The following is a 14,844-nucleotide window of genomic DNA, read 5'->3' as shown; positions in this document are numbered from 1 at the left end:
TGTCCAGCCGCGCTGCGCGGTGACAAAGGCACCACTTTCTTTGCAGGTTCTGCCGCCATGACGTCTTCTTCCTCGCGTCGCGATTTCCTCAAGCGCGTTGCCGCGCTCACCGCTGCCGGCGCCTTGCCGTCTTCGATCGGTCGCGCACTCGCGCTGCCGGCCAACGCGCGGACCGGCACGTTGCGCGATCTCGAACATGTGGTGATCCTGATGCAGGAAAACCGCTCGTTCGATCATTATTTCGGCGCGCTACGCGGCGTGCGCGGCTTTGGCGATCCGCGCGCGCTGCAACTGCGCGATGGCCATGCGGTATGGAGTCAGCCCACGCCCGACGGACGACGCTTGCTGCCGTTCGCGTTCGATTCGCAAACTACCTGCGCGCCCTTGATCAAGAGTCTGGATCATTCCTGGAAGGCCGGTCATGGGCAGGACCCGGTACGCTGGGCCGAATACGATGCGTGGGTACCGTACAAGGGGGAATTGACGATGGGATATTTCCAGCGTCACGACATCCCGTACTACCACGCGCTTGCCGACGCGTTCACCATCTGCGACGGCTATTACTGCTCGCTGCACGGGCCGACCAATCCCAACCGCATGTATCTGTTCACCGGTACCAGCGGTCCAAGCGTGGGCAACGTTGGCGCCCAGGCGGTCACCAATGCCGACGATGGCAACTGGACCGCCGACATGGCGCGCGACAAGCCCGGCTACGCAGCACTGCAGTGGACCACGTACGCGCAGCGTTTGCAGGCTGCCGGCGTGGACTGGCGCGTGTATCAGGAATACGACAACTTCGGCTGCAACTCGCTGGCGTATTTCTCGCACTATCGCGATCTACGCGCCGACGACGAACGTTACCGGCGTGCACGTGCATGCGTGCCCGGTTCCACCGCGGACAATGCCGCCACCACCCAGGCCGAGCATCTGGTCGCCGCGATCGCTGCCGATGTGCGGGCCGATCGCCTGCCGCAGGTGTCGTGGGTCATTCCGCCCACTGCGTATTGCGAACACCCCGAAGCGCCGCCTGCATATGGCGAGTCCCTGGTGGCGCGTCTGATCGATGCGCTCACCGCCAATCCCGAGGTGTGGGCCAAGACGGCGCTGATCATCAATTACGACGAGAACGACGGCTTCTTCGATCACGTGCCCGCGCCGTTGCCGGCATTGGACGCACGCATGGGGCGCAGCAATGTCGACACGCGTGGCGAGGTCTACGACGGCGTGCCGATCGGCCTGGGCATTCGCGTGCCGATGCTGGTGATCTCGCCGTGGACGCGTGGTGGCTGGGTCAACTCGCAGGTGTTCGATCACACCTCGGTGCTGCGTCTGCTGGAACGCCGCTTCGGCGTGGCCGAGCCGAACATCAGCCCGTGGCGGCGTGCGGTCAGCGGCGATCTCACCAGCGTGTTCGACTTCCGCAAGCCGGACGATTCGGCGTTGAGCGCATTGCCGTCGGTCGACGACTATCGCGCACGCACCGCTGCCGTGCGCGATAAGCCGCTGCCATCTGTGCCTGCCGCCGCGACGATGCCGCGGCAGGAACCGGGGCAACGGCCGGCGCGCGCATTGCCATATGCCTTGCAGGTGCATGCACGCGTGCAAGACGGTGCCACCGTGCAGTTGCAGTTCGTCAACAGCGGCGCGGCGGCTGCGGCGTTCAACGTCTACAGCAGTGCGGCCAGCGGCGGGCCCTGGTATTACACGGTGCTGCCGGGCACGCAATTGGACGATGCGCCGATCGGGGCCACGCACGAGGGTGCATACGCCTTGCGCGTGCACGGACCCAATGGCTTCTTGCGCGAGTTCGCCGGGCGGGTGCCAAGTGCCACAGCGCCATCGGCCGCGCCATGGGTGGAGGCGCGACAGGAGGGCGACGCCTTGGTGCTGGAAATCGGCAATGCCGGGCAGCGCGCCTGCACCGTGCAGCTGCGTGCCCTGGACTACGCAGACCCAAGTGCGCGCACCTTGCCGCTGGCCGCAGGTCAGCGCGAGACCATTCGCCTGGCCCTTGCCGCCAGCGATCACTGGTACGACCTGGTGGTGGAACAACCGGGCAGCGCCTTCCGCTGCCGTCTGGCCGGACATCTGGAAACCGGCAGGCCCAGCCGCAGCGACCCCGCATTCGGCCGCGTCTAGGCCGGTGCTCGGCCGCGGTACGCAGCAGGCGAATCCGCTGACGCCTGCTGCGCGGCAAACGTGCGCGAGCGCGTGCGGAGCGCGCGCGTGCCGACCCTGCCATCGGCCATGGGTTTGCCAGTGGGTGTTGGCGTTACACTGTAACGAAAATGACCCGTGGGGCTGTCGATGCGTCCAAACCTGTTCGCCGTTTCCGTGCTGGCCACGTTGGCCGTCGCTTCATCTGCACAGGCGGGCGAGGGGATGTGGGTTCCACAACAACTGCCCGAGCTCGCCGGGCCACTCCAGCAAGCAGGCTTGCGGCTTTCGCCTCGGCAACTGGCCGACCTGACCGGCGATCCGATGGGCGCCGTGGTCGCCTTGGGTGGTTGCACCGCCAGCTTCGTCTCGCCGCAGGGCCTGGTCGTCACCAACCACCACTGTGCCTATGGCGCGATCCAGCTCAACTCCACCGCGCAAAAGAACCTGATCAAGGACGGGTTCAACGCCGTACGCCCTGCCGACGAGCTCAGCGCAGGGCCCAGTGCGCGCATCTACGTGCTCGATGCGATTGCCGACGTCACGGCGCCGGCAAAGGCCGCGATGGCCACTGCAGGCGACGATGCGCTCAAGCGCACGCTGGCCCTGGAGGATTTCAGCAAGCAACAGATCGCGTCCTGCGAAGCACAGCCGGGTTACCGCTGCCAGTTCTTCAGTTTTTCCGGGGGCAACGCCTACCGGTTGTTCAAGAGCTTGGAGATCAAGGATGTGCGCCTGGTCTATGCGCCGCCCGGCAGCGTGGGCAAGTTCGGCGGCGACATCGACAACTGGATGTGGCCGCGCCACACCGGCGATTTCTCGTTCTATCGCGCCTATGTCGGCAAGGACGGCAAGCCCGCCGCCTACGCCAAGGACAACGTGCCTTACCAGCCCAAGCACTTCCTGACGTTCGCCGACCAGCCACTGGGCGCCGGCGACTTCGTGATGGTGGCCGGCTATCCGGGCCGCACCAATCGCTACGCGCTGGCTGCCGAATTCGACAACACCGCCAACTGGACCTACCCGGTGGTCGGCCAGCAGTTGAAGGACGTGATCGGCCTGATCGAACAGGCAGGCAAGCAGGATCCCGACGTCCAGGTGAAATATGCCAGCACCGTCGCCAGCCTCAATAACTCCGCCAAGAACTTCGACGGCCAACTGGAAGGTTTCAAGCGCATTGGTGCGCAGGCCACCAAGCAGGCCGACGAAGCGGCAGTGCTGGCCTGGCTCGAGGGCCGGGGCGCGAGCGGGCGCAACGCGCTTGCGGCGCACGACACCTTGGTCAAGCTGCTCAAGCAGGCCCAGGCCACGCAACAGCGCGACTTCGTGCTGCGCCAGTTCGACTCCACCGGCACGGTGGGTGCCGCGGTGACGTTGTACCGGCTGGCGCTGGAGCGTGCCAAGCCCGATGCGCAACGCGAATCCGGGTACCAGGACCGCGACCTGCCGGCCATCGAAGCGACGATGAAGCAGATGGAGCGCCGTTACGTGCCGGCCATGGATCGTCAGCTGCAACGGTATTGGCTCGGCCAGTACCTGAAGCTGCCGGCCAACCAGCGCATCGCCGCGTTGGACCAGTGGTTGGGCGGCCGCGATGCGGCGGCCGTGCAGGCGGCCGTGGGCAAGCTCGATGGCACGGCGCTGGGGAGCACGCAAACGCGGGTGAAGTGGCTTGCCGCCGACCGGGCCGCCTTCGAAGCCAGCACCGACCCGGCGATCCAGTACGCCGTGGCGGTGACCCCGGCCCTGTTGCAGATCGAGCGCGAGGACAAACTGCGTACCGGCGAGCAGCTCAAGGCGCGGCCGGTGTATCTGCAAGCCCTGGCCGACTACAGGAAGAGCCGGGGCGAATCGGTCTATCCGGATGCCAATCTGTCGCTGCGCATCACCTTCGGCAACGTCAAGGGCTACGCCCCGAAAGATGGCGTGGCCTACACACCGTTCACTACCTTGGAAGGGGTGGCCGCCAAGGAGACCGGCGCCGATCCGTTCGATTCGCCCAAGGCCCTGCTGGATGCGGTCAAGGCCAAGCGCTACGCGGGGCTGGAGGACAAGCGCCTGGGCTCGGTGCCGGTCAATTTCCTGTCGGACCTGGACATCACCGGCGGCAACTCCGGTTCGCCGGTGATGGACGCGCAGGGCAAGCTGGTCGGCCTGGCGTTCGACGGGAATTGGGAGTCGGTGAGCAGCAACTGGATCTTCGACCCGGCAATGACCCGCATGATCGCCGTGGACAGCCGCTATCTGCGTTGGATCATGACCGAGGTCGCTCCGGCGCCACAGTTGTTGAAGGAACTCGGCGTGCGCTGAGGCGGGGCGGCCGGCGCGCAGGCGCCAGGGGTTATCATGCGGTCCCGTTTCGCTGTGGCGAGCGGGCCCCTCCCCCAAGGAACCTCCCAGCGCATGCGCATCCTGCTTGCTCGTCACGGCGAGACGCCGTGGAACGCCGAAGGCCGTTATCAGGGCCAGATCGATATTCCGCTCTCGCCGGTCGGCGAAGGCCAGGCGCGCGCGTTGGGCGAACGGCTGCATTCGCTGCAGATCGACCGCGCGGTGGCATCGCCGTTGTCGCGCGCGCAGGCCACTGCCAAGGCCGCGTTGGGCGTTTCGCGCGAGGCGCTGCTGCAGACCGATGCCGACCTGCAGGAAATTGCGCACGGCGAATGGGAAGGCCTGCTGGCCAGCGAGATCAACGACAAGGACCCGGCCCGCCTGCGCGCATGGCGCGAGGAACCGGATACCGTGTTGATGCCAGGTGGCGAATCGCTGCGTCAGGTGCTCGATCGCAGCTGGCGCGGCCTGGTGCGCGCCGCCGATGGGCTGGGCGCGCACGACACCTTGCTGGTGGTTGCGCACGATGCGGTCAATCGCGTGATCCTGTGCAAGATCCTGGGCCTGCCGTTGTCCAAGCTATGGAGCTTCCGCCAGGCCCCGACCACGCTGAACCTGCTCGAAGGCGATGACGTGGAGCATCTCGAAGTGGTGCGCCTCAACGACTGTGCGCACCACACACCGTTCTTTGGTGAGGCAAAGCATCGGGCGTTGTAAGGCGAGGCAAGGACGCTGGATCACCAATGACACGCCATGTCGTTGCAGGTGCCAAAATGCCGAACGTCGTTGATACACGCTTGCAGGTTTAGGTGAGTTGGTGGAACAGGCCTCGGTGCGGTTGCGTAGTCAACGCTCCGTGTCGGGGCTGCGTCTTGGGGTGATCGCTAAACGTCCTGGGATGCGCTGGTGACGGCGTTCGTCACCATGCGCGATCAACCGAGCTGCGTCGTTCTAACCAAGCACGCGCGATACATCCAACACCGACGTGGCGTGCGTTGCGCAAGCGCAAATGGCGATAATGTGCCCCTCTCTGCGCAGCCCTCCCCATGAACGCAACCGACTCTCTCTCCGCCTGGCTCGCCTATATCGAGCAGCAGCATCCCAACGCCATTGCCATGGGACTGGAGCGCGTGCGCGAGGTTGCCGCGCGGTTGCAGATCGCCGCGCAGGCCAAGCATGTCATCGTCGTGAGCGGGACCAATGGCAAGGGCTCGACGGTGGCCTTCATCGAGGCGATCGGGCGTGCCGCCGGCTGGAAGGTGGGGGCCTACACCTCGCCACATCTGCTGCGCTACAACGAACGCGTGCGCATCGATGGCTACGAGGCCAGCGACGCGCAGCTGGTCGACGCGTTCGTGGCGGTCGAAGCAGCACGCGGCGACACCGCGCTGACCTATTTCGAGTTCGGTACGCTGGCAGCGCTGTGGTTGTTTCAGCAGTCCGCACTGGATTTGGCCGTGCTGGAAATCGGCCTGGGCGGGCGCCTGGATGCGGTCAACATCGTCGATTCGGATGTGGCGGTGATCACTACTGTCGATCTCGATCACACCGACTGGCTGGGCGACGACCGCGAGGCCATCGGCACCGAGAAGGCCGGCATCATCCGCGCCTGGAAGCCGGTGGTGCTGGGCGAGATCGACCCGCCGTCCAGCGTGCTGCGTCGCGCCTACCAGCTGGGCGCCAATGCGATCCGTGCAGGCAGCGATTATTTCTTCGAGCCGATCGACACACCGCACGCTGAGGCCCCGCAATCCGATGCGCCGCACTGGCGCTGGCGCGATGTGGCGGTGACGCTGGAATTGCCGATGCCGGCATTGCACGCGCCGGTGCAACTGGCCAACGCCGCTGCCGCGATCGCCGCATTGCAGGCCTTGCCGGTGGAGGTGCCCGACGCGGCCTGGGCGCAGGGCATCGCTAACGCACAAGTGGCCGGACGACTGCAGCGGCTTGAGGTCGATGGCGTGCAGGTATTGCTGGATGTCGGCCACAACCCGCAGGCTGCGCGCGCGCTGGCCGCCGCGCTCGGTACGCAGGCGTATGCCGGCAGCACCCATGCGATCTACGCTGCATTGGCCGACAAGGATGTGCTGGGCGTGGTGGAGGCAGTGGCTGGGCAGATCGACCACTGGGTGCTGGCGGGGCTGGAAGGTGCGCGCGGCCAATCGGCGCAGGCCTTGCAGGCCCGCCTGCAAGGCAGTGCCGCCGCGCAGGCGCCGTGTCATCGCGATGTTGCCGGCGCAGTGCGCGCGGTCCTGGGCGCGGCCAGCCCCGGCGACCGCGTGCTGATCTTCGGCTCGTTTCACACCGTGGCCGACGCGCTTGGCGCACTTCGTTCAGCCCGCTGAGGTTGTCGGGGTGGCGCCGGCCTTATAATCGCCGCGGCACCCCGCCACGCCGCCTCTCGTCTCTTCCGTGGATACTGCTCTGAAACAGCGACTGATTGGCGCCATCGTTCTGGTGGCGCTTGCCGTGATCTTCCTGCCGATGCTGGTCAAGGGCCCCGCGCCGTCGAGCGGTGTGGCCGATGTGCCGCTCGAGGCGCCCGCAGCGCCCGCCAATGGCGAGTTCGAAACCCGCGAATTGCCGCTGGTCACCCCGGGCAATGCGCCGGCCGGTGGCGCGCTAGGCATGGCCGGCGCGCCGGCGCCGGTGCAGAACAACCCCGACGCCGCCGATCTGGCCGCTCCGTCCAGCGCGCCCTCGGCTCCTGAAGTGGCTGCCGGCAACTACGCGGTGAATTTCGGTGCATACGCCACCAGCGCCGACGCCGACGCGGTGATTGCGCGGCTCAAGCAGGCGCAGTTGCCCGGCTTCAGCGAAAAGACCCAGATCAGTGGCCGCCCGGCCTGGCGCGTGCGCGTGGGGCCGTATGCCGACCAGGCCCAGGCCGAATCGGCCCGCCTGCAGGCAGTGAAGGTGCGCAGCGACGTCAACGCCCAGGTGGTGACGTTGGACGCCAACGCCGCCGCGCCGGCGCCGGTCGCCAGCGCACCTGCGCCTGCACCTGCCGCCAAACCCGGCAGCAGCGTCGCCGCCGCCAGCACCACCGCCCCGACCAGGACCGAGAGCCTGCCGCCGGAACCCGCCAAGCCGGTGGCTGCCGCGCCCAAGCCGGCCGATGTGGCCAAGCCCGCGCCGGCCAAGCCCGAAGTTACCAAGCCTGTAACCGCTACGCCCGCAGCCGCCAAGCCTGAAGTGGCTGTCAAACCTGAGCCTGCCAAGCCGGTGGCCACCGCGCCGGCAGCGCCTGCCGCCAGTGCGGTCGGGTTTGCAGTGCAGCTGGGCGCGTTCGGTCGTGCCGAAGATGCCGACGCCTTGCGCGACCGCGTGCGCGCCGCCGGCTTCAGCGCCTTCGTCGAGCAGGTGCGGACCGACAAGGGCGCACTCAATCGTGTGCGTGTCGGACCGGTCGCCAATCGCAGCGATGCCGAACAGTTGCGCGCGCAGGTGGCAGCCAAGGTCGGTATCTCCGGCATGGTGCGTCCGCATCCGTAACCGCCATGCCGGCCGTAAGCAAACGCGGCCGCCGCACACGTGGCAGCCGCTCGTACACTGCACTGCCGGCGGACCGCCACGTGTCTGTTGACTGCCTGCACTGCGCGCCTGCAGCTGCTGGATTTTCGAACGCCTCGCACCCATGGAGGGGAGGGCAATGACGACCGAGCCCAATTGCACTCACGGCGCGCGCGCCACGCGGAGAGGTTGCCCATGATCGACATGGTGCTGGGCGTCATCATTCTGGTGTCGGCCCTGTTGGGCTTGCTGCGTGGCTTTGTCGCCATCGTTGTGGGCACGTTGTCGTGGTTGCTGGCCGGCTGGGCCACCTTCCTGTTCGGCGGCGCGGCCGCGCGCTGGCTGGCCGATGGCAAGCACCCGTCTGCGACCGAATCGTTCGGCGGCTACGCCATGGTGTTCGTCGGTGTGCTGATCACCGTGGCGGTGATCGGCATGGTGATCCGCGCGGGCGTGGATGCGGTCAAGCTCGGCGGTACCGACCGCATGCTCGGGTTCGGTCTGGGCGTGGTGCGCGGCGCGTTTCTGGCCAGCGTGCTGGTGCTGTTGATGGGCTTCACGCCACTGCCGCGCGAGCCGTCCTGGCGCCAGTCGGTGCTGCTGCCCATGCTGCAGCCGGGCGCCGGCTGGATGCGGGCGCAACTGCCGGCCTGGCGGATGCCGTCGATGGAGATGCCATCAATGGAACTGGGCAACTTGCCCACGGAGTTGGGGAAGTTGCCTTCGGCAGGCGATAATACGGACCTGGGCAAGGCACTTGGCGGTTCCGGGCTGAGCGACACCATCACCCGTGCGCTTGGCAAACCCGGCAAGACGGCTGGCGACGGACGCGATCCGACGCAGGCGATGCCGGCCAACATCGATCCGGCGCAGGTTCGCGGCGGAGAAAGCGACCCGGCTCGGGTCGAATCCCAAGGCCAGGCACGGCCACCTTCACAGTAACGGCGCAAGCCGAAGCGGAGAACGCGCACCATGTGTGGCATCGTCGGTATTGTCGGCAACCAGAACGTCGCCGGGCAGCTGTATGACGGGCTGACCGTCCTGCAGCATCGTGGGCAGGACGCCGCAGGCATCGCCACCGCAGATGGCACGCGCCTGCGCGTGCAGAAGGCCAACGGCCTGGTGCGCGACGTCTTCGACGAAAAGAAGATGGCGGTGCTGGAAGGCCGCGTCGGCATCGCCCATTGCCGCTACCCGACCGCAGGTTCGGAAGGCATGGACGAGGCGCAGCCGTTTTACGTCAACTCGCCCTACGGCATCGCGCTGGCGCACAACGGCAACCTGATCAACACCGAGGCCTTGCGCCAACAGGTGTTCGAAGCCGACCGCCGCAATATCAATACCGATTCGGACAGCGAAGTGCTGTTGAACGTGTTCGCCTACGAGCTGGACGCGCAGCGCATGCTCACCCCCGAAGCGGCGATCCGCGCGGTGGCCGGCGTGCACCGCCGTTGCAAGGGCGGCTACGCGGTGGTCAGCGTGGTGCTGGGCCTGGGCCTGGTGGCGTTCCGCGACCCGCACGGCATCCGCCCGCTGGTGCTGGGCAAGCGCGAGCATGCCGAAGGCACCGAATACATCGTGTCCTCCGAATCGGCAGCGCTGGATATCCTCGGCTACCAGCGCGTGCGCGACGTGCGCCCGGGCGAAGCGCTGGTGATCACCGCGCGCGGCGAACTGTTCTCGGAAGTCTGCGCGGCGCCGACCAACAACGCGCCGTGCATTTTCGAGTACGTGTATTTCGCGCGCCCCGATTCGATGATCGACAACATCTCGGTGCACAAGGCGCGCATGCGCATGGGCCTGAAGCTGGGCGAAAAGATCCTGCGCCTGCGCCCGGACCATGACATCGACACCATCATTCCGATCCCGGACACCTCGCGCGATGTGGCGTTGGAGATGTCCAACGTGCTCGGCGTGAAGTACCGCGAGGGCTTCGTCAAGAATCGCTACGTGGGCCGCACCTTCATCATGCCGGGGCAGGGCGAACGGCAGAAATCGGTACGCCGCAAGCTCAACCCGATCCATCTGGAATTCCGCAACCGCGTGGTGCTGCTGGTGGACGATTCCATCGTGCGCGGCACCACCAGCCGGCAGATCGTGCAGATGGCGCGCGATGCCGGTGCACGCAAGGTGTACCTGGCCTCGGCTGCGCCGCCGGTGCGCTACCCCAACATCTACGGCATCGACATGCCGGCCGCCGAAGAGCTCATCGCGCATGGCCGCAGCGAGCTGGAAATCCAGGAGTTCCTGGGCTGCGACTGGTTGATCTACCAGGATCTGGAAGACCTGGAAGTGGCGGTGCGCGAAGGTAACCCGGACATCAAGCAGTTCGATTCTTCCTGCTTCAACGGCGAGTACATCACCGGTATCGAACCGGGGTATTTCGAACGCATCCAGCAGCTGCGCTCGGACGATGCCAAGAAGCGTCGCCGCGCCTGAGTCACCGAACCAGGTTGGCCGATTGGCCGCCCTGGTTGGCATGCGGATGGTGTCGGCAGCCAGTGGCAAACAAAACACTGCAGCCATCGACACGCTCGATGACGCGCGCCTGCGCAACGGGCAGGTACCTGCGACCGAACGCGTGCAAGCGCAGTCCGTTTCTGCAGCGCGCCATTGCCCCGTACGGCCAACGGCATGAGCAGCGATCCGTTCGCAAGTGCGGATCTGTTCGACGCTGCGCGCCTGTGCCTGGACCAGGCCGACCCGCGACAGAAAGTCGCGCTGACCCAGCACTACGCAGCCGCCTTTCGCGAAGGCGTCCTGACGCTCGATCCGTCGGCGCCTGCGCCTGCGCCGATCCGCATGCCGGGGCGTCCGGCAACGCCGCTGCTGGTGCATCCGCGCGACTTGCCGCGCCGTGGACTGGGCACGCCGGAAGGGCGCGCCGCGTTTATTCACGCCATTGCGCACATCGAGCTCAACGCCATCGATCTGGCCTGGGATGCGGTGTATCGCTTCCGCGGGCTTCCCGCGGCGTTCTATGCCGATTGGGTCGCGGTGGCCGACGACGAATCGCGCCACTTCATGCTGCTGCGCGCACGATTGCACGCGCACGACCACGACTACGGCGATTTCGCCGCGCATAACGGGTTGTGGGAAATGTGCGAGAAGACGGCACACGACGGCCTGGCGCGCATGGCCCTGGTGCCGCGCGTGCTCGAAGCGCGCGGCCTGGACGTAACGCCGGGAATGATCGTCAAACTTCGTTCGCTCGGCGATGCCGCTACTGCCGAGGTACTCGAAACCATCCTGCGCGAAGAAGTGGCGCACGTGGCCGCCGGCTCGCGTTGGTACCGCTGGTATTGCGAGCAGGCCGGTGTCGAGCCGCGCGCACGGTTCAAGGCTCTGTTGCGCGAATACGCCGGCGGCTATCTGCATGGGCCGTTCAATCTGCAGGCGCGCCTGCTTGCCGGTTTCGACGAGGACGAACTAGCCGACCTGGTGGAGCAGGCTGGCTGAGCGTGGCCTGCATGCGAGGTGCGAATTTGCGTTCGTGGCCCGTGTCGTGGATCTACCTGACGCATGCGTGCGCAGATTTCAATGACGCCACCCACGCCGCGTCACGTCCCACAGATTGGGGAGCACCGTCAACGCCCATGGCCGATGGGGCGGGCATCGATGCACGCTGCGCCGCGCATGACGACGTGGCGGCGCTCGCCATCTGCACCGACGCCGACGCCGACGCCGAGGCGGCACGATGTCCTGCAACACAGGCGAGGATCGACGCATCCATCGCGTGGCGGACGCAGTCACGTCCAAGCGCATCGATCTGTATGACGACGCAGGATCGCCGCGTTGTCCGGGAAGATGGCCTGTGCTTGTTTGACACGCTGCTTCCGAACGCGCGCTCTGTAGGACTGTGCGCTGGTTCCCCGTTCGAGAGTTGCTGGAATCGCATCCAGGGATGGGTAAACATCACAGAAACATAATTTTCCGTTGCAACAACTTGCATTCGGTACAGGCACGCGCGCCCTAATGGCGTCCCGGGGACAGGGGCCAGGTGTTTCACATCCGTAACTTTCATGTCTTAGGAGAGAAAGACGATGAAGTCGAAGTCGATGTGCACCACGGTGGGTCTGATCGCCATGTGCCTGGCCGGCTCGGCCGCCGCTGCCGGCAAGCCGTTGTATCAAACCGGCCCTGCGCTGAGCCGCAGTGCCACCGCTACCGCTGCAGCCGAACCTTCGCTGCAGCGCCTGTTGAGCGCCCCGTCCACTGCCAACGCGCAGGTGGTTCAGCTCGACGCCGGCGCGGTGACCGCCTCGGAAAAATTGCTGGAACTGCAGCTGGATGGCCAGGCCATCACCGCCACCCAGGCCAAGGTCGATGCCCTGGAGGATGGCGACAGCGTGTGGTACGGCAATCTCGGTCCGCGTGCCGGCACCCGCGCACGCACGCTGTCTGGCGTGGACCCGCTGAACTCGGCCATCTTGGTGCGCAGCGGCGACACCGTGACCGGCACGATTCGCTACGCCGGCAAGCTCTACCGCCTGCGTCCGCTGGCCGATGGCCGCCACGTGCTGGTGCAGGTGGATGAGCAACGCATGCCGCAGGAGCATCCGGCCGACTACAGCCTGCTGCCGAAGTTCGACATGCCCGGCGATGGACGCGTGACGGCTGCCGCCGCCTCATCAGGTAGCCCGGCCACCATTCGCGTGCTGGTGGTAGCCACCAACAAGGCCGTGACCGCTTACGGCGGCAACATGCAATCGCTGATGCAACTGGCGGTGGCCGAAGCCAACCAGGGCTACATCAACAGCAATGTCGGCATCACCTTGCAGCTGGCGCGCTACGAGACCACCAGCTACACCGAGACCGGCAACTTCACGACCGACCTGCAGCGTTTCCGCGTGACCAACGACGGCTACATGGACAGCATCCACACCAGCCGCAACACCTACACGGCGGATGTGGGAGTCATCGTGCTGGACAACAGCAGCTACTGCGGCCTGGCGTCGGGGATCGGCTCTAACGCTGCAAGTGCATTTGCGTCGGTGTACTGGGATTGCGCCACCGGCTACTACAGCTTCGCCCATGAAATCGGGCATCTGCAAAGCGCACGCCACGACGCCACCAACGACCCGAGCACCTCGCCGTACGCGTATGGCCACGGCTACCGTTACGGCAACAGCTGGCGCACCATCATGGCCTACGACTGCACCAGCGGTTGCCCGCGCCTGAACTACTGGTCCAACCCCAACATCAGCTACAACGGCGTGCCCATGGGCAATGCCAGCACCGCCGACAACCAACGGGTGCTGGTCAACACCAAGGCCACGATCGCCGCCTTCCGTTGAGTGTCTGCTGACCGATCCAAGCCCGGCCCGGCACCGCAAGTGCCGGGCTTTTTCAGCTACACCTGCGCGCATGGATCGCGCAGACTATAGGCATCGCCGGTGACTGCCGGCCCTGCCCTGTCGAGCGGAGCTCTCATGTCCACGTCCCTGCGTCACGCGCTTGTGTTCCTGGCCGCGCTGACGGTTGCCGGATGCAAGCAGCAACCGGCCGACCCTGTCGCCACGCAACCCCAACCTGCCGTGAGCGCACCGGCGCCGCCCCCCAGCGACGACGCGCAAGCCCGCGCGCTGCAGGCGCTCGAAGCCCGCTTGCAGGGCGACCATGTGTACCCGGATAACTGCATTAGCATCATGGCCGAGGACGGCGATGCGCCTGCGCCGGACACGTTCGATTTTGCGGTGCGCGAACGCCATGGCGACGGCTGCCCCGGCGACCCGCAGACCAGCCCGGTACGCGACCGGTTCCGCGTGCAGGCCGATGGCACGCTGCTGTGGTACGACGTGGTGAATGCCGATTTCGTCGACTACGCCGAGCGTGCGCGAAGCGCGCAGTGATGCGTTGCGGTCATTGATTGGCACACCTGACGATGCTGCGCGCCTCGATCGGCAAGCGCTGCCGATCCATCGTTGCGTCGCCGCGCGTCTGTGGCCTCAGGCGCGCTTTCGCGCATGCTGCATGCCCTGAATGCAGCACTGCGCCGCCGCGCCTGCCATGGCACGGCAATGTGGATCGGCTGTGTTACAGCGCCAACTGCTCCAGCGACACGCCATCGGCATCCACGCGCAGGACCGAGCCTTGCTCGTACCAGTCGCCCAGCACGATGCGCGTGCAGGTGGTGCCGCCGGCCTGCAAGGTGTGGATGGCAGGGCGATGGGTATGGCCGTGGATCAGTCGATCCAGCCCGTAACGCACGAAGGTGGCTTCCACTTCGGCCGGCGCCACGTCGGTGACGGTTTCGAAGCGCGACTGGTCGCCCTGCTTGAGTTCTGCATGCCGCGCCTGACTGGCCGCGCGCGCCTGCTGCGCGAACGCAACGCGTGCGGCCAGCGGCTGGGCCAGGAACTGCGCCTGGAACACCGGGTCGCGCGTCTGCGCGCGGAAGGCCTGGTAGGCCGTGTCGTCGGTGCACAGCAAGTCGCCGTGCATCAGTAGCGTGGTGTGCCCGTACAGATCGATGACGGTGGGGTCGGGCAGGATCCGGAAGCCCGCCCGTTGCGCGTAGGCTTCGCCCACCAGGAAGTCGCGGTTGCCGGCCATGAAGAACACCGGCACGCCCGAATCTGCCACTGCATGCAGGGCCACCGCCACTGCATCGGCGGCGGTGGATGGAGTGTCGTCGCCGATCCAGGCTTCGAACAGATCGCCCAGGATGTAGAGCGCGTCGCTCCCGGGCACCTGCGTACGCAGGAAGTCCAGGAACAACTCGGTGATCGCCGGCCGGGCCGGATCCAGATGCAGGTCGGAAATGAACAGGGTCGTCATTGCGCCATTGTACGGCGGCAGCGCGGGGCGGGAATCGGGAATCGGGAATTGGGAATTGGGAAT

Annotated in this window: 12 protein-coding genes; 11 read left to right on the top strand and 1 reads right to left on the bottom strand. The window is 66.4% G+C overall.

Translation table 11 applies throughout. The annotated features are described in order from the left end of the window. Window positions 1-57: 57 nt before the first annotated feature. The 11 genes from J7360_RS11045 (at window position 58) to J7360_RS10995 (ending at window position 13,853) form a co-directional block, all read left to right on the top strand. The gene (locus J7360_RS11045; RefSeq protein WP_209033859.1) at window positions 58-2,139 is read left to right on the top strand and encodes a phospholipase C, phosphocholine-specific; all 2,082 of its coding nucleotides are present in this window, start codon (window positions 58-60) and stop codon (window positions 2,137-2,139) included. A gap of 243 nt (window positions 2,140-2,382) precedes the next feature. Beyond that, window positions 2,383-4,467, top strand: a complete 2,085-nt coding sequence (locus J7360_RS11040; RefSeq protein ID WP_176215036.1) for a S46 family peptidase — start codon at window positions 2,383-2,385, stop codon at window positions 4,465-4,467. Between the two features lie 93 nt (window positions 4,468-4,560). Then, the gene (locus J7360_RS11035; RefSeq protein WP_007968929.1) at window positions 4,561-5,205 is read left to right on the top strand and encodes a histidine phosphatase family protein; all 645 of its coding nucleotides are present in this window, start codon (window positions 4,561-4,563) and stop codon (window positions 5,203-5,205) included. Between the two features lie 329 nt (window positions 5,206-5,534). Beyond that, window positions 5,535-6,833, top strand: a complete 1,299-nt coding sequence (gene folC, locus J7360_RS11030; protein ID WP_057661838.1) for a bifunctional tetrahydrofolate synthase/dihydrofolate synthase — start codon at window positions 5,535-5,537, stop codon at window positions 6,831-6,833. 67 nt (window positions 6,834-6,900) lie between these two features. Continuing rightward, complete coding sequence (locus J7360_RS11025) at window positions 6,901-7,983, top strand: SPOR domain-containing protein (protein ID WP_209033857.1); 1,083 nt, start codon at window positions 6,901-6,903, stop codon at window positions 7,981-7,983. Window positions 7,984-8,196: 213 nt separating this feature from the next. Beyond that, window positions 8,197-8,943, top strand: coding sequence for a CvpA family protein (locus tag J7360_RS11020; protein WP_007968935.1), 747 nt, complete (start codon window positions 8,197-8,199; stop codon window positions 8,941-8,943). 30 nt (window positions 8,944-8,973) lie between these two features. Further along, entirely contained in the window at window positions 8,974-10,440 is a 1,467-nt protein-coding gene (gene purF, locus J7360_RS11015) for an amidophosphoribosyltransferase (RefSeq protein WP_003483730.1), read from the top strand. 174 nt (window positions 10,441-10,614) lie between these two features. Continuing rightward, entirely contained in the window at window positions 10,615-11,460 is an 846-nt protein-coding gene (locus J7360_RS11010; protein ID WP_174232311.1) for a ferritin-like domain-containing protein, read from the top strand. A gap of 41 nt (window positions 11,461-11,501) precedes the next feature. Further along, entirely contained in the window at window positions 11,502-11,930 is a 429-nt protein-coding gene (locus J7360_RS21385; protein WP_244667797.1) for a hypothetical protein, read from the top strand. 114 nt (window positions 11,931-12,044) lie between these two features. Then, window positions 12,045-13,298: a zinc-dependent metalloprotease gene (locus J7360_RS11000; RefSeq protein ID WP_209033855.1), complete on the top strand. Its 1,254-nt coding sequence runs from the start codon at window positions 12,045-12,047 to the stop codon at window positions 13,296-13,298. Window positions 13,299-13,433: 135 nt separating this feature from the next. Further along, a complete protein-coding gene (locus J7360_RS10995) occupies window positions 13,434-13,853 on the top strand; it encodes a hypothetical protein (RefSeq protein ID WP_057661831.1) in 420 nt (139 codons plus the stop codon). 184 nt (window positions 13,854-14,037) lie between these two features. On the opposite strand, the gene lpxH is transcribed toward J7360_RS10995, so the two are convergent. Next, on the bottom strand, window positions 14,038-14,781 hold the full coding sequence (gene lpxH, locus J7360_RS10990) for a UDP-2,3-diacylglucosamine diphosphatase (RefSeq protein WP_057661881.1): 744 nt from the start codon (window positions 14,779-14,781) through the stop codon (window positions 14,038-14,040). Between the last annotated feature and the right edge of the window lie 63 nt (window positions 14,782-14,844).

The organism is Xanthomonas sp. D-99 (genome assembly GCF_017746145.1).
Lineage (GTDB): Bacteria > Pseudomonadota > Gammaproteobacteria > Xanthomonadales > Xanthomonadaceae > Xanthomonas > Xanthomonas cissicola.
The sequence above is the reverse complement of the archived record's forward strand: the minus strand, read 5'-3'. Positions and strand labels throughout refer to the sequence as shown.